At 72.0% G+C, this 17,801-nt stretch carries 15 protein-coding genes and 1 riboswitch; of the genes, 10 read left to right on the top strand and 5 right to left on the bottom strand.

The genetic code is table 11. From position 1 onward, the window contains the following. Window positions 1-7: 7 nt before the first annotated feature. Window positions 8-1,324 carry a 3-phosphoshikimate 1-carboxyvinyltransferase gene (gene aroA, locus ACFIF2_RS16320; protein WP_395573358.1) on the bottom strand — a complete coding sequence of 439 codons (1,317 nt, stop codon included), beginning with the start codon at window positions 1,322-1,324 and terminating at the stop codon, window positions 8-10. A gap of 126 nt (window positions 1,325-1,450) precedes the next feature. After that, window positions 1,451-2,173 carry a M50 family metallopeptidase gene (locus ACFIF2_RS16315; protein ID WP_395573357.1) on the bottom strand — a complete coding sequence of 241 codons (723 nt, stop codon included), beginning with the start codon at window positions 2,171-2,173 and terminating at the stop codon, window positions 1,451-1,453. A 103-nt stretch (window positions 2,174-2,276) separates the two neighbouring features. Here ACFIF2_RS16315 and ACFIF2_RS16310 point away from each other — a divergent pair, with 103 nt between their 5' ends. From ACFIF2_RS16310 to ACFIF2_RS16265, 10 genes are all read left to right on the top strand, one after another. After that, window positions 2,277-3,092, top strand: coding sequence for an SOS response-associated peptidase (locus ACFIF2_RS16310; protein WP_395573356.1), 816 nt, complete (start codon window positions 2,277-2,279; stop codon window positions 3,090-3,092). Between the two features lie 22 nt (window positions 3,093-3,114). Continuing rightward, window positions 3,115-3,750 carry an alpha/beta family hydrolase gene (locus tag ACFIF2_RS16305; protein WP_395573355.1) on the top strand — a complete coding sequence of 212 codons (636 nt, stop codon included), beginning with the start codon at window positions 3,115-3,117 and terminating at the stop codon, window positions 3,748-3,750. A gap of 257 nt (window positions 3,751-4,007) precedes the next feature. Continuing rightward, complete coding sequence (sigR, locus tag ACFIF2_RS16300) at window positions 4,008-4,691, top strand: RNA polymerase sigma factor SigR (RefSeq protein WP_003973756.1); 684 nt, start codon at window positions 4,008-4,010, stop codon at window positions 4,689-4,691. Then, on the top strand, window positions 4,688-4,999 hold the full coding sequence (gene rsrA / locus ACFIF2_RS16295; protein ID WP_310871305.1) for a mycothiol system anti-sigma-R factor: 312 nt from the start codon (window positions 4,688-4,690) through the stop codon (window positions 4,997-4,999). The genes sigR and rsrA overlap by 4 nt, the downstream gene beginning before the upstream one ends. A 100-nt stretch (window positions 5,000-5,099) precedes the next feature. Further along, window positions 5,100-6,434 (top strand): HD-GYP domain-containing protein, encoded by a 1,335-nt coding sequence (locus ACFIF2_RS16290; protein ID WP_395573354.1) that lies wholly within the window; start codon window positions 5,100-5,102, stop codon window positions 6,432-6,434. 589 nt (window positions 6,435-7,023) lie between these two features. Beyond that, complete coding sequence (locus ACFIF2_RS16285) at window positions 7,024-8,277, top strand: HD-GYP domain-containing protein (RefSeq protein WP_395573353.1); 1,254 nt, start codon at window positions 7,024-7,026, stop codon at window positions 8,275-8,277. Between the two features lie 114 nt (window positions 8,278-8,391). Continuing rightward, window positions 8,392-9,372, top strand: coding sequence for a tetratricopeptide repeat protein (locus ACFIF2_RS16280; protein ID WP_395573352.1), 981 nt, complete (start codon window positions 8,392-8,394; stop codon window positions 9,370-9,372). Window positions 9,373-9,458: 86 nt separating this feature from the next. Continuing rightward, the gene (gene def, locus ACFIF2_RS16275) at window positions 9,459-10,109 is read left to right on the top strand and encodes a peptide deformylase (RefSeq protein WP_395573351.1); all 651 of its coding nucleotides are present in this window, start codon (window positions 9,459-9,461) and stop codon (window positions 10,107-10,109) included. Between the two features lie 289 nt (window positions 10,110-10,398). Continuing rightward, the gene (cyc1, locus tag ACFIF2_RS16270) at window positions 10,399-11,490 is read left to right on the top strand and encodes an epi-isozizaene synthase (RefSeq protein ID WP_395573350.1); all 1,092 of its coding nucleotides are present in this window, start codon (window positions 10,399-10,401) and stop codon (window positions 11,488-11,490) included. Then, window positions 11,487-12,863: a cytochrome P450 gene (locus ACFIF2_RS16265; RefSeq protein ID WP_395573349.1), complete on the top strand. Its 1,377-nt coding sequence runs from the start codon at window positions 11,487-11,489 to the stop codon at window positions 12,861-12,863. Before cyc1 ends, ACFIF2_RS16265 begins: the two co-directional genes overlap by 4 nt. Before the next feature lie 3 nt (window positions 12,864-12,866). On the opposite strand, the gene ACFIF2_RS16260 is transcribed toward ACFIF2_RS16265, so the two are convergent. The 3 genes from ACFIF2_RS16260 to ACFIF2_RS16250 all read right to left on the bottom strand — a co-directional run bounded on the left by ACFIF2_RS16260 (window position 12,867) and on the right by ACFIF2_RS16250 (window position 17,501). Continuing rightward, complete coding sequence (locus ACFIF2_RS16260) at window positions 12,867-13,841, bottom strand: GlxA family transcriptional regulator (RefSeq protein ID WP_395573348.1); 975 nt, start codon at window positions 13,839-13,841, stop codon at window positions 12,867-12,869. Between the two features lie 259 nt (window positions 13,842-14,100). Next, entirely contained in the window at window positions 14,101-15,114 is a 1,014-nt protein-coding gene (locus ACFIF2_RS16255) for a ribonucleotide-diphosphate reductase subunit beta (RefSeq protein ID WP_395573347.1), read from the bottom strand. Beyond that, window positions 15,114-17,501, bottom strand: a complete 2,388-nt coding sequence (locus ACFIF2_RS16250; RefSeq protein WP_395573346.1) for a ribonucleoside-diphosphate reductase subunit alpha — start codon at window positions 17,499-17,501, stop codon at window positions 15,114-15,116. The genes ACFIF2_RS16255 and ACFIF2_RS16250 overlap by 1 nt, the downstream gene beginning before the upstream one ends. Window positions 17,502-17,624: 123 nt before the next feature. Further along, window positions 17,625-17,783, bottom strand: a riboswitch (cobalamin riboswitch). Window positions 17,784-17,801: the final 18 nt, after the last annotated feature.

The raw sequence follows: 17,801 nt of genomic DNA, 5'->3' as shown, positions 1-17,801 counted from the left end.
TCCGTCCCTACGCCCCGAGCATCCCGGTCCACAGGTCGGGGAAATCGGGCAGGGTCTTCGCCGTCGTCGCCACGTTCTCGATCTCCACGCCCTCGACCGCGAGGCCGATGATCGCGCCGGCGGTGGCCATGCGGTGGTCCTCGTAGGTGTGGAAGACCCCGCCGTGCAGCCGGCGCGGGCGGATGTGCAGGCCGTCGGCGGTCTCGGTGACGTCGCCGCCGAGTTCGTTGATCTCCTTGGTGAGCGCGGCCAGGCGGTCCGTCTCGTGCAGGCGCAGATGCGCCACCCCGCGCAGGGTCGACGGGGAGTCCGCGAGGGCGGCGACCGCAGCGATGCCCGGGGTCAGCTCGCCGACCTCGCCGAGGTCGACGTCGATGCCGTGCACGGCACCCGAGCCGGTGAAGACCAGCCCGAACTCCGTCAGTTCGCAGGAACCGCCCATTTCGGTGAAGATCTCGCGGAGCCGGTCACCGGGCTGGGTGGTCCGGGACGGCCAGTCGGGGATCACCACCTTGCCGCCGGTCACCAGCGCCGCCGCCAGGAACGGCTGGGCGTTGGACAGGTCCGGCTCGACCGTGAGGTCCCGGCCGAGCAGCGCGCCCGGCGTGACCCGCCAGACGTCGGGCTCGCCGCCGGACTCCGGGGTGTCGACCTGGGCGCCGACCGAGCGCAGCATGTCGACCGTCATCCGGATGTGCGGCATGGACGGCAGCGCGGAGCCGGTGTGGCGGACCTCGACGCCCTGGTTGAAGCGGGGCCCGGACAGCAGCAGGGCGCTGACGAACTGCGAGGACGACGACGCGTCGATCTCGACCGGGCCGCCCTCCAGGGCGCCGCCCCCGTATACGGTCATCGGCAGCGCGCCGCGCGCGTCGTCGTCGATGCGGGCGCCCAGGGCGCGCAGCGCGTCGATCACGCCGTGCAGGGGGCGCTCGTACGAACGCGGGTCGCCGTCGAAGCGGATGGCGCCGTCGGCGAGCGTGGCCACCGGCGGCAGGAAGCGCATGACCGTGCCCGCGTTGCCGACGTCGACCGTGGCCGGGCCGCGCAGGCCCGCCGGGATGACCCGCCAGAACTCGCCGGTGCCCTCCGGGCCGACGCCCTCCTCGATCTCGACGCCCATCGCGCGCAGGGCGCCGGCCATCAGCAGGGTGTCGCGGGAGCGCAGCGGGCGGCGCAGCCAGCCGGGCTCGGAGGCGAGCGCGGCCAGCACCAGGGCGCGGTTGGTGACCGACTTGGATCCCGGCACGTGGACGGTCGCGTCGACGGCCCCGCTCGCGTGCGGGGCGGGCCAGAGGGCGGTGTGCGCGGGTTTCACGGTCATGGCCCCCACTTTAATGGCTGAGGACGATCGGAGATCTTGATCAAAAGCGGCGAAACCTGACCGAAATCGCGACAGTGCACGTGCCCCGCATATATGCGGGAGCCGGAGGGCGCGGACGCCCCCGGATCACAGCTCCAGCAGCCAGCGACCGCCGCCGGCCAGCGAGCACAGCGACACCGCGTGGAACAGGAAGAACCACACGCCCGCCGGCGCGTGGGTCAGGCGGGCCAGCTGGTCCGCGTCCGAGTCGCCGGCGCCGCCCCGCGCCCGCTTGGCCTGCAGCTCGAAGGCCGGCCGCACCCCGCCCAGCAGCAGGAACCACACCGCCGCGTAGGCGAACGCCGCCTGCACCTGCGGGCCCGCCAGCCAGGAGACCAGGACGAAGGTGGAGCCGGTCAGCACCACGGTCAGCACCCCGTAGGCGTTGCGGACCATGACCAGCAGCGCGACGAGGAGCGCGGTCGCCAGCCACAGCAGCAGGGTGATGCGCCCCGTGGCCAGCAGCGCCGCGCCGCCGAGGCCGAGCAGCGGGGGAGCGGTGTAGCCGGCCACCGCGGTGAGGATCATGCCGAGCCCGTGCGGCTTGCCCCGGCTGACGGTCAGGCCGCTGGTGTCCGAGTGCAGGGTGATGCCGGTCAGCGTGCGCCCGGTGAGCAGCGCCACGAGCCCGTGACCGCCCTCGTGGGCGATGGTGATCGCGTTGCGCGCCAGCCGCCACAGCCCGTGCGGCACGACGACGGCGAGCGCGGCGACCAGGGTCGCTATCACCACCCACAGGTCGGGATCGGGCTGGGTGCCGGAGACCTCGTCCCAGAGGGAGGTGAGCGAGGCCGTTGCGAGGTGGTCCATGTGCGGTGAGGGCTCCTCGTGTACGCGGTTGTCGGGTGCGGCGCGAAGCGCCTCGTCGAGGGGTGGTGGCCGGGAGACGGGCGGGCCTGGCAGTGTGGCACGTATGTGCGGACGGTATGCGGCGAGTCGTCGACCCGAGGATCTCGCGGGAATCTTCGAGATCGAGAAGTGGGAGCCCAAGGAGACCCTGGAGCCCGACTACAACGTGGCCCCGACCAAGGAGGTGTACGCCGTCCTGGACCGTCCCCTGAAAGACGTCGAGGACCCGAAGCCGGTTCGCCAGCTGCGGAAGCTGAAGTGGGGCCTGGTCCCCTCCTGGGCCAAGACGCCCGAGGGCGGCGCCCGGATGATCAACGCCCGCGCGGAGACCGTCCACGAGAAGCCGTCCTTCCGCCGCGCCTTCGCCACCCGGCGCTGCATCCTGCCCGCCGACGGCTACTACGAGTGGGTCACCGGCACGCGGGAGCGCGACCTGGAGGTCGAGGGGAAGAAGAAGCGGCCCCGCAAGCAGCCGTACTTCGTGACCCCGGCCGACGGGTCGGTGTTCGCCATGGCCGGGCTGTACGAGTTCTGGCGGGACCGGACGCTGCCCGACGACCACCCGGGAGCCTGGTGGGTGACGTGCTCGGTGATCACCACGGAGGCGGAGCGCACGCCGCTCGCCGTCGCGCCGGCCGACGGACCGCACGCCCTGGCCGACATCCACCCGCGGATGCCGCTCATGCTGACGCCGGACCGCTGGGACGACTGGCTCGACCCGGCCCGCACCGACCCCGACGAGCTGACCTCCCTGCTCACGCCGCCGCCCGCCGGGCTGATGCGGGCCTTCCCCGTCCCCACGGCCGTCAGCAACGTCCGCAACAACGGGCCGGAGCTGCTGAAGGAGCTGGACGGCCCGGAAGAGGGCACACTCTTCTGACGTGAGGGATGCGACAACGGATGTGACTGAGGTCGTCGAGACGGACGCGGGCCCGGCCCGCGTCACCTGGCACCGGGCGGACAAGCCCCGGCTCGTCCTGGCCGCGAGCCACGGCGCCGGCGGCGGCATCGAGGCGCGCGACCTGCGGGCGCTGGCGGCCGCGCTGCCCGCGCACGGGGTGACCGTCGCCCTCGTCGAGCAGCCCTGGCGGGTGGCCGGCCGGAAACTGGCGCCGGCACCGAAGACCCTGGACACCGGCTGGCGGGGCGTCTGGCCCGCGCTCGCCGCGCCGGGGCTGCCGGTGATCTCCGGCGGCCGGAGCGCCGGCGCCCGCGTCGCCTGCCGCACCGCCACCGGGCTGGGCGCCCACGCGGTCCTCGCCCTGAGCTTCCCGCTGCACCCGCCGGGCAAGCCGGAGAAGTCCCGCGCCGACGAGCTGCTCGGCGCCGGTGTGCCGACCCTCGTCGTGCAGGGCGGCAACGACCCGTTCGGCAGGCCGGCGGAGTTCCCCGAGGCGACCGGCCGGCCGTACGACCTGATCGAGATCCCGCACGGCGACCACGGTTTCGCGGTGCCCAAACGGGCGGAGATCACGCAGGAGCGGGCCCTGGAGCTGATCACCGAAGGTGTCGCGAAGTGGGTCGGCTCACTCGGGTGAACGCCCGGGAATGACCGGCGGACGCCCACTGTTGTGGCGGACATACGTTGCTGAGCATCAGCACCGACGCCGTAGGAAAGGAAGTCCGCCGCATGGGTTCAGCCTTCTGCCCGAGTCGCAGCAGCCGGTCCGACCTGGACTGGACGGTGCTGCATGCGGCGAAGACCGCCCCCATTCGGGCGGCGGGCGGACCGGATCGTCGTCTATCCTCCGATTCGAGTGGGACCGCTCTCGGTCTCGCGACATCACTGGAGGAGGTGGGTCCGGTCACTGGGACCGACGCAGGGACCGAACACGGCCAGGCGGAGCAGCCCGAGGGCCGGGGCACGGGCGCGGAGTCGACCGCGGAGCGCAGCGCGCGCTTCGAGCGGGACGCGCTCGAGTTCCTCGACCAGATGTACTCGGCGGCGCTGCGCATGACGCGTAATCCGGCCGATGCCGAGGACCTGGTGCAGGAGACCTACGCCAAGGCGTACGCGTCCTTCCACCAGTTCCGCGAGGGCACCAACCTCAAGGCGTGGCTGTACCGCATCCTCACGAACACCTTCATCAACTCGTACCGCAAGAAGCAGCGCGAACCCCAGCGCAGCGCGGCCGAGGAGATCGAGGACTGGCAGCTCGCGCGCGCCGAGTCGCACATGTCGACGGGTCTGCGCTCCGCGGAGTCGCAGGCGCTCGACCACCTGCCCGACTCGGACGTGAAGCAGGCGCTCCAGGCCATCCCCGAGGAGTTCCGCATCGCCGTGTATCTGGCGGACGTGGAGGGCTTTGCCTACAAGGAGATCGCCGACATCATGGGGACACCCATCGGTACGGTGATGTCCCGGCTGCACCGTGGACGTCGTCAGCTGCGCGGCATGCTGGAGGACTACGCCCGCGACCGCGGTCTGGTCCCGGCCGGCGCCGGAGAGTCGAACGAAGCGAAAGGCTCGGGGTCATGAGCTGCGGAGAGCCGCACGAGACGGATTGCAGCGAAATCCTCGATCATCTCTACGAGTTCCTCGACAAAGAGATGCCGGACTCGGACTGCGTGAAGTTCGAGCACCACTTCGAGGAGTGCTCGCCCTGCCTGGAGAAGTACGGGCTGGAGCAGGCCGTGAAGAAGCTGGTCAAGCGGTGCTGCGGACAGGACGACGTGCCGGGTGACCTGCGGAGCAAGGTCATGGGCCGGATCGACCTGATCCGCTCCGGGCAGTCGGTGCCCGAGCACGACGTCACGGCCGCGCCGCCCGCCGCCCAGGAGTCCTGAGCGTCACCCGTACGTGCTAATCCGCGGGTAGTCCGCCCGCGCCCCCCTGCCGCCGCCCTAGGCTCCGGAGCCCTGACAGGCATGGCCGGGGGAGGGGCTCATGGACGCGGTACCGGCGCAGGCGCGTGGGTACGTCGCCGGTGTCGTCCTCGCCGCCCTGGTCTGTCTGCACCCGCTGCCCGCGGCGCGCACGCCCTGGTGGGCGGTGCTGATACTCGCCGTGCTGTACGCCGGGTCGGAACTGGTCGCCCGGTCCCGCCTCATCGGGACCTGCTACCCCGTGCTGCTCGCCGGGGCGTTCCTGCTGCCGCCGCCCGCCGCCGCGCTCGTGGCGCTGCCCGGGGCCCTGCTGTCCCCGGTGGCGCAGCGGCCCGTCGTCCTGCGGCGCGTGTGGCGGGCCGCGCAGCTCACGCTCGCCGTGTGGGCCGCCGCGCGGGTGCACGGGGAGTGCGGCGGCCCGGACGCGGTCCTCGCGCCCGACTTCCCGTACGCGCTCGTGCCCGCCGGGGCGGCGGTACTGGCGTTCTGCCTGGTCCTGACGCTGCTGGACGGCGGCATCCTCGTGCTCGCCGACCGCGTGCCGCTACGGCGGGCGTGGCGCGGGCTGTTCCCGCGCTCCCTCGCGCCGATCGCGGTGCACGGGCTGGCCGGGCTGATGATGGCCGTCCTGTGGCGCAGCCGCTACGGTCCCGTCGCCGCGCTGCTCGTGCTGCTGCCGATGTGCGTGGCGTGGTGGGCGTTCGCCCAGTACCACCGGGAGCGGGCCGCGCACCAGGCGACCATCCGCGCCCTGGTGCAGGCCGTCGACATCAAGGACGGCTACACCCGTGGCCACAGCGAGCGCGTCGGCCGGGCGTCGATGATGATCGCCCGCGAGCTGGGCATGGACGACGAGCGCGTCGAGACGCTCCGCTTCGCCGGGATCCTGCACGACGTGGGCAAGCTCGGGGTTCCCACCCGGCTGCTGCGCAAGGACGGGCCGCTGACGCCCGAGGAGCGCCGGGTGATCGAACTGCACCCCGAGTACGGCCACGAGATGGTGCGCGGCATCCGCTTCCTCGGTGAGGCCCGGGCCGCCGTCCTGCACCACCACGAACGGCTGGACGGCAGCGGCTACCCCTACGGACTGGCCGGCGACCGGATCCCGGAATCGGCCCGGGTGGTGGCCGTCGCCGACGCCTTCGACGCGATGACGTCCACGCGCTCCTACCGCCGGGCCCGTCCCGTCGACGCGGCGCTGGAGGAGCTGCGGCGGTGCGCCGGGGCGCAGTTCGACCCGCGCATGGTCGGGGCCCTGGTCCGGGCCCTCGGGCGCCACGGCTGGCGCCCGGCGGTGACCTCCGACGGAGCACCGCCCCCGCCCGCCGAGGACCGCGCGGGTGCGGCCGGGCGTGGTGAGGGGGCGCGGGACAGCGTGGGCGAGGGGGCACGGTGACGAGGCACGGAGCCGGCCGCCCGCCGGTTGTGCGCACCTGGGCCCGGGAGCGCGTCACGGCGGGCGGGGGTGGCCCGGGCGGTGCGGGGCCCGGCGGTGTGGGCCGGGGCGGCGCGGGCCCGGAAGGCGTGGGTCCGGGTGGTGTGGGCCTGGGTGGTGTGGGCCAGGGCGGCGTGGGCCTGGGTGGTGTGGGCCAGGGCGGCGTGGGCCTGGGTGGTGTGGGTCCGGGCGGTGTGGGCCAGAGCGGTGTGGGTCCGGGCGGTGTGGGCCAGAGCGGTGTGGGCCTGGGTGGTGTGGGTCCGGGCGGCGTGGGCCTGGGTGGTGTGGGTCCGGGCGGTGTGGGCCAGGGCGGCGTGGGCCTGGGTGGTGTGGGTCCGGGCGGTGTGGGCCAGAGCGGCGTGGGTCCGGATGGTGCGGGCCTGGGTGGTGTGGGCCTGGACGGCGCGGGTCCCGGCGGTGTGGGCCAGAGCGGTGCGGGCCGGAGCGGCGTGGGACCGGACGGTGTGGGCCGTGGTGGGGTGGGGCCGGGGCGGACGGGCCTCGGTGGTCGTGCGGCCGCGGTGCCTCACCGCGGAGGAGGGGGTCCGCCGTGACGGCGTCGCGGACCCCGTCCCCCTTGCTTCCGGGCCTCGTCCACGCCTGCGCCGGGCTCCTCGCGCTCGGCTGCCTCGCCTCGGTGCTGTGGTCGGGGCCGGTGCAGCGGCCCGTCGCGCTGGCCTTCGGGGCGCTCGTCGCCCTAGGGGAACTCACCCGGCGGGCCGGGGCCGAGTCCAGGGAGTCGGCGCCGCTCGGGGCCGCGGGGGCGCTGGCGTACGCCCTGCTCGGCAATGTCGCCGGACAGCCCGCGCGGCACGGCGTCGCCCAGACCGTCACCGTCGTGCTCGCCGCCTCGCTGCTGGGCGGCATCCCCTACGTCGCGCGCGGCAGAGGACCCCTGCTGGACCACCTGGCGCGGCGCGTGCTCACCGTCGCCTTCGCCGCCGTGTGCTTCCAGCCGCTGTCCGGCCAGGGTGTCTTCCGTGACTGGAGCGGACCCGCCCACGCGCTGACGCTGGTCGCGCTGCTCGCCCTGACCGCCCTGTGCGACGCCGTGCTCACCGCGGCACCCGCCCACGCGCGTACCGGCTGGCCCTTCGGCCCGCTGCTGCGCGAGGAACTGCGCGGCATGGTCGGCATCACGTCCGCGGTGTGCGCGACCGGGGCGGTGATGGCGCTCGCGGTGGCCGTAGCGGGACTGTGGGCGCTCCCCGTTTTCTGTGTGCCGCTGCTGCTCACCCAGCTCTCCTACCGCCGGTACGCCGCCGTCCGGGCCACCTACCGGCAGACCATCGCCTCGCTCGCCCGGGCCACCGAGATCGCCGGGTACACCCCGGCCGGGCACGCCCGCCGGGTCGCCGAGCTGAGCGGCGCCGTCGGACGGGACCTCGGGCTGTCCGGGGCCGAGCTGACCGTGCTGGAGTACGCGGCCCTCATGCACGACATCGGCCAGCTCAGCCTCGTCGACCCGGTGCCGGCCGGGGCCACCGCCGCACTGCCCGCCGCGGAGCAGCGGCGGATCGCGCTGCTCGGCGGAGCGGTGGTCCGCCAGACCGGGGTCGACGCGGCGGTCGCGGTGGTGGTGGAGCGGCAGGCGGATCCCTGCCGGGAGCAGCCGGTCACCGCGCGGATCGTGCGCACCGTGAACGCCTACGAGGAGAAGTCGCGGGACGCCGGGCCGGGCGGTGCCCTCACCGCGCTGGAGGAGCTGCGTCTGGCCACCGCGGACGACTACGCTCCGGACGTCGTGGAAGCGCTGGCCCGGGTGCTTTCCCGAGGTGGCCTTACCTCGCCCGCGGCTGGGTAACCCATGGGTAATGAGCGCCCTTCGAGCGGTACGTGGTTTGATGCCCAGGAGAAGGTGTCCGGGGGCGCGGAAGGGCACAGCCAGCCCACTGAACGGAACTGGCAGGCGGGAATCGTGAGGATCTTCGGCAAGGGACGGCACCGGCCCTCCGCCTCCTGGCGGCAGGCCACCGACCGCGCGTTCACGCTGATCGGCGACGGTCGCTACGAGGACGCGGGCGCGCTGCTGACGCGCGCCGCCGATCTGGAGCCGTGGCTGTCGGAGTCGTGGTTCAACCTCGCCCTGCTGCACAAGTTCCGGCACGACTGGGAGCAGGCGAGAGCGGCCGGCCTGCGGGCCGTGGCCCTGCTCGACCGGGACGTCGGTGCCCCCGACTGGTGGAACGTCGGCATCGCCGCGACCGCCCTGCAGGACTGGCCGCTGGCCCGCCGGGCCTGGCAGGCATACGGGCTGCGCACCCCCGGGGACGCGACGGACGCCGGCGAGCCGCTCGGCATGGACCTCGGCAGCGCGGCCGTACGGCTGTCCCCGGAGGGGGAGGCCGAGGTCGTGTGGGGGCGGCGGCTGGACCCCGCCCGCATCGAGGTGCTGTCGATCCCGCTGCCGTCGTCCGGGCGGCGCTGGGGCGAGGTCGTCCTGCACGACGGCGTGCCCCACGGCGAGCGCACCACCACCGCCGGCCACGCCTACCCCGTCTTCGACGAGATCGAGCTGTGGGCGCCGTCGCCCGTGCCGACCTGGGTGGTCCTCCTGGAGGCCGCCACCGAGTCCGACCGGGACGCCCTGGAGCAGCTCGCCGCGGACGCCGGGTTCGCCGCCGAGGACTGGTCCTCGTCGGTCCGGCTGCTGTGCCGGATGTGCTCGGAGTCGCGGATGCCGTCCGACGAGGGCGAGGGCGAGCACCTCGACCCGCACGACCACAGCGAACCGGGACACCCGGGGCCGCTCGGCCACCGCACCGACGGCCAGCTGTGGGTGCCGGAGCGGGAGTGCGGGGTGGCCGCGCCGGCCGCTCTGGTGAAGGGGTTGCTGGACGGGTGGGTCGCGGACAGCCCGGATTCCCGTGACTGGCGGGATCTGGAAGAGGTCTGCTGAGCGGCCCCGTAGTCTTGAGCGGGGCTCTGCAGCAGCAGTCGCCCCCGGCATCACCCTTAGTTGTTCGAGGAAGGCGTACGTCGGTCATGGCCCAGCAGGACACCGATCAGCAGCACGCGGGCGTGCTCCCCGTGGACGACGAGGGATTCGTCGTCGACACCGAGGACTGCGAGGAGCGCGAGACGGCCTGGCGCGAGCGCGGCACCTCGCGTCCCATCACGGTGGTCGGCAACCCGGTGCTGCACAAGGAGTGCGAGGACGTCACCGACTTCGGCGAGGAGTTCCAGCAGCTGGTCGCGGACATGTTCGCCAGCCAGCGCACCGCCGAGGGCGTGGGCCTGGCCGCCAACCAGATCGGCGTCGCCAAGAAGGTCTTCGTCTACGACTGCCCCGACGACGAGGGCGTCCGCCACGTGGGCGTGGTCTGCAACCCGGTCCTCGTCGAGCTGCCCGCCGACCGGCGCAGCCTGGACGACAGCAACGAGGGCTGCCTGTCCGTGCCGACCGCCTACGCGCCGCTCGCCCGTCCGGATTACGCCGAGGTGACCGGGCAGGACGAGAAGGGCAACCCGGTCAAGGTGCGCGGCACGGGCTACTTCGCCCGGTGCCTCCAGCACGAGACGGACCACCTGTACGGGTACCTGTACATCGACCGGCTCTCCAAGCGCGAACGCAAGGACGCGCTGCGGCAGATGGCCGAGAACGAGCCGCGCTACCCCGTGGTGGCCAACGACTGAGGTCTCCCACCCGCCTCACACGTCCTCGACGCACGGCGTCCGTCCGGGTTCCGGCCCGGGTGGGCGCCGTTCGTCCGTCCGTCACGCGTTCGATCCTCCCCGCTCGCCCGGAGATCAGAAACCTGCCACACACCAGGAGAATTCCGGCACGTTGGGGTAGTGAATGGAGCAAATCCGTTCCCAGAACGGTCAGTTGTGGTGCTGAATAGGAAGCGCGGGGATACGCAACGGCGCACGCCCCGCTCGGCGAGAGGGGCGTGCGCCACCGGCGGCTGAGAGGGGTTTGTTCGTGCATGCTTTCTCACACGGCACCACAGCGGCACCGACCGCGATCGCAGTACCGCCATCGCTCCGCCTCCCGGTCATCGAGGCGGCATTTCCCCGGCAACTGCACCCGTATTGGCCCCGGCTCCAGGAGAACACCCGGACGTGGCTGCTGGAGAAACGGCTCATGCCGGCGGACAAGGTCGCGGAATATGCCGACGGCCTGTGCTACACGGACCTCATGGCGGGGTACTACCTCGGCGCTCCCGACGAGGTCATGCAGGCGATAGCGGACTACAGCGCGTGGTTCTTCGTCTGGGACGACCGGCACGACCGGGACATCGTCCACGGCCGTCCGGGCGCCTGGCGGCGACTGCGGGACCAACTCCACACGGCACTCGACTCACCCGGGGACCATCTGCACCACGAGGACACGCTGGTGGCCGGGTTCGCCGACAGCGTGCGGCGGCTGTACGCCTTTCTGCCCCCGCCGGCGACGTGGAACGCCCGGTTCGCCCGCCACTTCCACGCGGTGATCGACGCGTACGACCGGGAATTCCACAACCGCACCCGCTCGGTCGTGCCCGGTGTCGAGGAGTACCTCGAACTGCGCCGGCTCACCTTCGCCCACTGGATCTGGACCGACCTGCTGGAGCCGAGCGCGGGCTGCGAACTCCCGGACAGCGTCCGCAAGCACCCGGCCTATCGCCGGGCGGCGCTGCTCAGTCAGGAATTCGCCGCCTGGTACAACGACCTCTGCTCACTGCCCAAGGAAATAGCGGGCGACGAGGTGCACAATCTCGGAATCAGTCTCATCACCCATCACGGACTGACCCTGGAAGAAGCGATCGGAGAAGTCCGGCGACGGGTCGAGGAATGCATCACCGATTTCCTCGACGCGGAGCAGGACGCATTACGGTTCGCCGACGCACTCGCCGACGGAACCGTACGCGGAAAGGAACTGAGCGGCGCCGTACGGGCCAACGTCGGCAATATGCGGAACTGGTTCAGTTCCGTCTACTGGTTCCACCACGAGTCCGGCCGTTACATGGTCGACAGCTGGGACGACCGGTCCACGCCCCCGTACGTCAACAACGAAGCGGCAGGTGAGAAATGACCGTCGAGTCCGTCCATCCCGAAACCCGTGCGGAACCGGCCACGGGACTGCGCGAGCCGCCCGTCGCGGGTGGCGGTGTCCCGCTGCTCGGCCACGGCTGGAAACTGGCCCGCGACCCGCTGGCCTTCATGTCCCAGCTGCGCGACCACGGCGACATCGTGCGCATCAAGCTCGGCCCGAAGACCGTCTACGCGGTCACCGCCCCGGAACTCACCGGCGCCCTGGCCCTGAGCCCCGACTACCACATAGCCGGCCCGCTGTGGGAGTCGCTGGAGGGCCTGCTCGGCAAGGAGGGCGTGGCGACCGCCAACGGTCCGCTCCACCGCCGTCAGCGGCGCACCATCCAGCCGGCGTTCCGGCTCGACGCCATACCCGCCTACGGGCCGATCATGGAGGAGGAGGCGCACGCCCTCGCCGAGCGCTGGCAGCCGGGGCGGACCGTCGACGCCACCTCCGAGTCCTTCCGCGTCGCCGTGCGCGTCGCGGCCCGCTGCCTGCTGCGCGGCCAGTACATGGACGAGCGCGCCGAGCGGCTGTGCGTCGCGCTCGCCACCGTCTTCCGGGGCATGTACCGGCGGATGGTGGTCCCGCTGGGACCGCTGTACCGGCTGCCCCTCCCGGCCAATCGCGAATTCAACGACGCGCTGGCCGATCTCCACCTCCTGGTCGACGAGATCATCGCCGAGCGCCGCGCGTCCGGTTTAAAGCCGGACGATTTGCTGACGGCATTGCTGGAGGCCAAGGACGACAATGGCGACCCGATCGGAGAACAGGAGATCCACGACCAGGTCGTGGCGATACTCACCCCCGGCAGCGAAACCATCGCTTCCACGATCATGTGGTTGCTGCAGGCACTTGCCGACCACCCGGAACATGCCGACCGCATACGCGACGAAGTGCGAGAGGTCACCGGTGGGCGTCCCGTGGCATTCGAGGACGTCCGCAAGCTTAGGCACACCGGCAATGTCATCGTGGAGGCCATGCGTTTGCGTCCCGCCGTATGGGTATTGACGCGGCGCGCGGTGACCGAGACCGAACTCGGTGGCTATCGCATTCCGGCCGGTTCGGACATCATCTACAGTCCGTACGCAATCCAGCGCGATGCGAAGTCGTACGCCGACAACCTGGAGTTCGACCCGGACCGTTGGCTTCCGGAGAGGGCGGCGGCGGTGCCGAAATTCGCCATGAAGCCGTTCAGCGTGGGCAACCGGAAGTGTCCCAGCGATCACTTCTCCATGGCGCAGCTGACGCTGATCACGGCGGCCCTCGCCACGAAGTACCGCTTCGAACAGGTGGCGGGCTCGAACGACGCGGTCCGCGTGGGCATCACGCTGCGTCCGCACGACCTGCTGGTCAGGCCCGTGGCGCGGTGACCGTCAGGCGACGGTGACCGCCTCCGGGCCCCGGAAGGTGCGCCGGTAGGCGTGCGGGGTGGTGCCCAGGGCCCTGACGAACTGGTGCCTGAGGGCCGCCGCCGTACCGAAGCCGGTGCGCCAGGCGATCGCGTCCATCGTCTCGTCCGTCGCCTCCAGCAGCCGCTGGGCCAGCAGCACGCGCTGGCGCAGGATCCAGCGGTAGGGAGTCGTGCCCGTCTCCTGCTGGAAGCGGCGGGCGAAGGTGCGCGGGGACATGTGCGCCCGGGCCGCGAGCTGGTCGACGGTGACCTCCTCGTCGAGGTGCTGCTCCATCCAGGCCAGCACCTCGCCGACGGTGTCGCAGGAGGAGCGCGGCAGCGGGCGTTCGATGTACTGCGCCTGACCGCCGTCCCGGTGCGGCGGTACGACCATGCGCCGGGCGATCTTGTTGGCGACCTCCGGTCCCTGCTCCTTGCGCACGAGGTGCAGGCAGGCGTCGATGCCCGCGGCGGTGCCGGCGCTGGTGATCACCGGGTCGTCGTCCACGTAGAGCACGTCCGGCGAGACGGCCACCGTCGGGTACTGCCGGGCCAGCTCGTCCGCGTGGTGCCAGTGGACCGTGCACCGCCGCCCGTCCAGCAGCCCGGCGGCGCCGAGCACGAACACCCCGGAGCACACGCTCAGCACCCGCGCGCCCCGGTCCACCGCCTGCCGCAGGGCGTCCAGCAGCTCGGGCGGGTACTCCCGGCGCGCGTAGCCGCTCCCGGCCGGTACGGCGATCAGGTCGGCCTCCTCCAGCCGCTCCAGCCCGTACGGGGTGGCGACGGAGAGCCCGGCGACGTGCGTGCTCAGCTCCGGGCCCTGGGCCGACACCACCGCGAAGTCGTACACCGGCAGGCCCTCGTCGCTCCGGTCGGTGCCGAAGACCTCGCAGAGCACGCCGAGTTCGAAGGGCTGCACGCCGTCCAGCAGGACGGCCGCCACGTTCTTCAGCATGCCGCCAGTGTGCCTCGGAAGTGGCAGGAAATCGAGGCCCTGCGGCAGTCCTGCCACTCCCGGTAAGGAGTATCCGGCGCGACAGTGGTGTCATGACCGGAAACCAGATGGAAGCCCTGATCGGCATGCTCGTGACCTTCGGACTCCTGGTCCTCATGGTCCTCCCCTCGGTGATCGGCATCGTGCGCGACAGGCGCGTCGACCGTCGGATCAGGGAGGCCCAGGCGGCCCGGGAGGGCGAGGGAACAGGGAAGGAGACTCAGAAGTCCTCGGACAGGTCGACGGTGCCCTCCACCGCCACCTGGTACGCCGAAGGACGCCGCTCGAAGAAGTTGGTCAGCTCCTGAACCCCCTGCAGCTCCATGAAGGAGAAGGGGTTCTCGGAGCCGTACACCGGGGCGAAGCCGAGCCGCGTCAGGCGCTGATCGGCCACGCACTGAAGGTACTGCCGCATCGAGTCGGTGTTCATCCCCGGGAGGCCGTCACCGCACAGGTCGCGCGCGAACTGCAGCTCGGCCTCGACGGCCTCCCGCAGCATGTCGGTGACCTCCTGCCCGAGCGCGTCGTCGAACAGCTCCGGCTCCTCCTTGCGCACGGTGTCGACCACGTCGAAGGCGAAGGACATGTGCATCGTCTCGTCGCGGAACACCCAGTTGGTGCCGGTGGCCAGGCCGTGCAGCAGGCCCCGGCTGCGGAACCAGTAGACGTAGGCGAAGGCGCCGTAGAAGAACAGGCCCTCGATGCACGCGGCGAAGCAGATGAGGTTGAGCAGGAAACGGCGCCGGTCGGCCTTGCTCTCCAGGCGGTCCATCGACTCGACCGAGTCCATCCACGTGAAGCAGAACTCGGCCTTCTCGCGGATCGAGGGGATGTTCTCCACGGCCGCGAAGGCGGCGGCGCGGTCCTCCGGGTCGGGAAGGTAGGTGTCCAGCAGCGTCAGGTAGAACTGGACGTGCACGGCCTCCTCGAAGAGCTGCCGGGACAGGTACAGCCGCGCCTCGGGGGAGTTGATGTGCTTGTAGAGGGTGAGCACCAGGTTGTTCGCCACGATCGAGTCGCCGGTGGCGAAGAAGGCCACCAGCCGCCCGATCAGGTGCTGCTCCTCGGGGCTGAGCTTCGCGAGGTCGGCGACGTCCGAGTGGAGGTCGACCTCCTCGACGTGCCAGGTGTTCTTGATGGCGTCCCGGTAGCGCTCGTAGAAGTCCGGGTAGCGCATGGGGCGCAGGGTCAGCTCGAAGCCCGGGTCGAGCAGGTTCTTGGTGTTCTCGTTCATCACTGGCAGGCCTCGCAGGACTCGGGGTTTTCCAGGGAGCAGGCGACGGCCTCTTCGGGGGCCGGCTGCGGGACGGTGGCGGCGCGCGCGGCGCGGGCGATGCGGGTCGCCGGGCGCGAACGCAGGTAGTACGTGGTCTTCAGGCCCTGCTTCCAGGCGTACGCGTACATCGAGGAGAGCTTCCCGATGGTCGGCGTCTCCAGGAACAGGTTCAGCGACTGGGCCTGGTCGAGGTAGGGGGTGCGGGCGGCGGCCATGTCGATCAGGCCGCGCTGCGGGATCTCCCAGGCGGTGCGGTACAGCGCGCGGACGTCCTCGGGGATCCAGGAGAAGCCCTGCACCGAGCCGCCCGCCTCGCGCAGCGCCTCGCGGGTGCGGGCGTCCCACACGCCGAGCCGCTTGAGGTCGTCCACCAGGTACGAGTTGACCTGGAGGAACTCGCCGGACAGGGTCTCGCGCTTGAACAGGTTCGACACCTGCGGCTCGATGCACTCGTACACGCCCGCGATGGAGGCGATGGTCGCCGTCGGGGCGATCGCGAGGAGCAGGGAGTTGCGCAGGCCGGTGGTGGCGACGCGCTCGCGCAGGGCGGCCCAGCGCTCCGGCCAGGTGTGCTCGACGCCGTAGTGGTCGGGGTGCAGCACACCCCGGGCGGTACGGGTCTTGTCCCAGGCCGGCAGCGGGCCGTTGCGCTCGGCGAGGTCGGCGGAGGTCTCGTACGCGGCGAGCATGATCCGCTCGGCGATACGGGTGGAGAGGGCCTTGGCCTCGGGTGAGTCGAAGGGCAGGCGGAGCCGGAAGAAGACGTCCTGGAGGCCCATCGCGCCCAGGCCCACCGGCCGCCAGCGGGCGTTGGAGCGGCCCGCCTGCCCGGTCGGGTAGAAGTTGATGTCGACGACCCGGTCCAGGAAGGTGACGGCGGTGCGGACGGTGGCGTCCAGCCGCTCCCAGTCCATGTCGCCGGCCGCGTGGTCCACGAACGCGCCGAGGTTGACCGAGCCCAGGTTGCAGACCGCCGTCTCGCCGTCGTCCGTGACCTCCAGGATCTCCGTGCAGAGGTTGGAGGAGTGGACGACGTGGCCGGGTTCCGCGGTCTGGTTGGCGGTGCGGTTGGCGGTGTCCTTGAAGGTCATCCAGCCGTTGCCGGTCTGCGCGAGGGTGCGCATCATACGGCCGTACAGCTCACGGGCGGGCAGCGTCCTGCGGGCCAGCCCCGCCGCCTCCGCCGCGCGGTACGCCGCGTCGAACTCCTCGCCCCACAGGTCGACCAGCTCGGGCACGTCGGAGGGGGAGAACAGCGACCACGGCCCGTCGGCGTCCACCCGGCGCATGAACTCGTCCGGGATCCAGTGCGCCAGGTTCAGGTTGTGCGTGCGGCGGGCGTCCTCGCCGGTGTTGTCGCGCAGCTCCAGGAACTCCTCGACGTCCGCGTGCCAGGTCTCCAGGTAGACCGCCGCCGCGCCCTTGCGCCGGCCGCCCTGGTTCACGGCGGCGACCGAGGCGTCGAGCGTCTTCAGGAACGGGACGATGCCGTTGGAGTGCCCGTTGGTGCCGCGGATCAGCGAACCCCGGGCGCGGACGCGGGAGTAGGCGATGCCGATGCCGCCGGCGTGCTTGGAGAGGTTGGCGACCTGGTGGTAGCGGTCGTAGATGGAGTCCAGCTCGTCCTTCGGGGAGTCCAGGAGGTAGCAGGACGACATCTGGGCGTGCCGGGTGCCGGAGTTGAAGAGGGTGGGGGAGGAGGGCAGGTAGTCGAGGCGGCTCATCAGCCCGTACAGGGCGGCGACCTCGTCGGCGGACCTGGTGCTGTCGTCCTCGGCGAGACCGGCGGCCACGCGCAGCATGAAGTACTGGGGGGTCTCGACGACCTTGCGGGTGATCGGGTGGCGCAGCAGGTAGCGGCTGTACACCGTGCGCAGGCCGAAGTAGCCGAAGCGGTCGTCGGCGGCCGGGTCGGTCAGCGCGTCGAGGCGGTCCGCGTGCAGCCGGACGAACGCGGCGGTGCGGTCGGCGATCAGGCCCTCGCGGTGGCCGGCGGCGACCGACCCGGTGAAGGAGGTGACGCCCTGGGAGGCGGCCTCGGCGCGGATGGCGAGGGTCAGCAGCCGGGCGGCCAGCCGGGAGTAGACCGGGTCCTCGGAGATCAGGCCGGCCGCCGCCTCGGTGGCGAGTTCGCGCAGCTCGGCCTCGTCCGCGCGGGCGGACCGGCCGCGCAGCGCGGCGGCGGCGACCCGGCCGGGGTCGGCGTCGGGGAGGTCGGCGGTCAGCCCGGTCAGGGTCCGCAGCAGGGCGGCACCGGGCCCGTCGGACTCCTCGGCCACCGGGGTCGCTGAAGCGGTGGTCGACAACGGGGCCGCTGAAGCCGGGTCGGCTGGCGCGATGGTCACGTGGGGCACTCCCTCGCTCGGCACGGGACCTGGCGGAGGGCAGGGGGCAGCTCACGAGCGCACGCGGCGTCGCGTCCACCGGCCCACTCCACGAGGCCCGGACGTCATGGCACCCGGACCGGGACGGCCGGGCGCACTGTCGGCAGGTCCTCGGACTCAAGCCCGTGCGTAGACACGTGAAGACGCGAACACGCACAAGTACACCGTTGCGGGACAGTTCCGGATTCGCACCGGATTCCCCTGCGGCGACAGCGAGCACGAGCATACATCTTGTGCCGGGCCCGGCGACCACCCCCAGAT

Source organism: Streptomyces sp. BK79 (assembly GCF_044142145.1).
Taxonomy (GTDB): Bacteria; Actinomycetota; Actinomycetes; order Streptomycetales; family Streptomycetaceae; genus Streptomyces.
Note: the sequence above shows the minus strand (reverse complement) of the source record. Positions and strands in the feature narration are given on the sequence as shown.

Coding starts and splice junctions, on each gene's coding strand:
- ACFIF2_RS16255 (WP_395573347.1), bottom strand. CDS start 15,114: ATGAACGAGAACACCAAGAACCTGCTCGACCCGGGCTTCGAGCTGACC.
- aroA (WP_395573358.1), bottom strand. CDS start 1,324: ATGACCGTGAAACCCGCGCACACCGCCCTCTGGCCCGCCCCGCACGCG.
- ACFIF2_RS16310 (WP_395573356.1), top strand. CDS start 2,277: ATGTGCGGACGGTATGCGGCGAGTCGTCGACCCGAGGATCTCGCGGGA.
- ACFIF2_RS16265 (WP_395573349.1), top strand. CDS start 11,487: ATGACCGTCGAGTCCGTCCATCCCGAAACCCGTGCGGAACCGGCCACG.
- ACFIF2_RS16290 (WP_395573354.1), top strand. CDS start 5,100: ATGGACGCGGTACCGGCGCAGGCGCGTGGGTACGTCGCCGGTGTCGTC.
- def (WP_395573351.1), top strand. CDS start 9,459: ATGGCCCAGCAGGACACCGATCAGCAGCACGCGGGCGTGCTCCCCGTG.
- rsrA (WP_310871305.1), top strand. CDS start 4,688: ATGAGCTGCGGAGAGCCGCACGAGACGGATTGCAGCGAAATCCTCGAT.
- ACFIF2_RS16315 (WP_395573357.1), bottom strand. CDS start 2,173: ATGGACCACCTCGCAACGGCCTCGCTCACCTCCCTCTGGGACGAGGTC.
- ACFIF2_RS16260 (WP_395573348.1), bottom strand. CDS start 13,841: ATGCTGAAGAACGTGGCGGCCGTCCTGCTGGACGGCGTGCAGCCCTTC.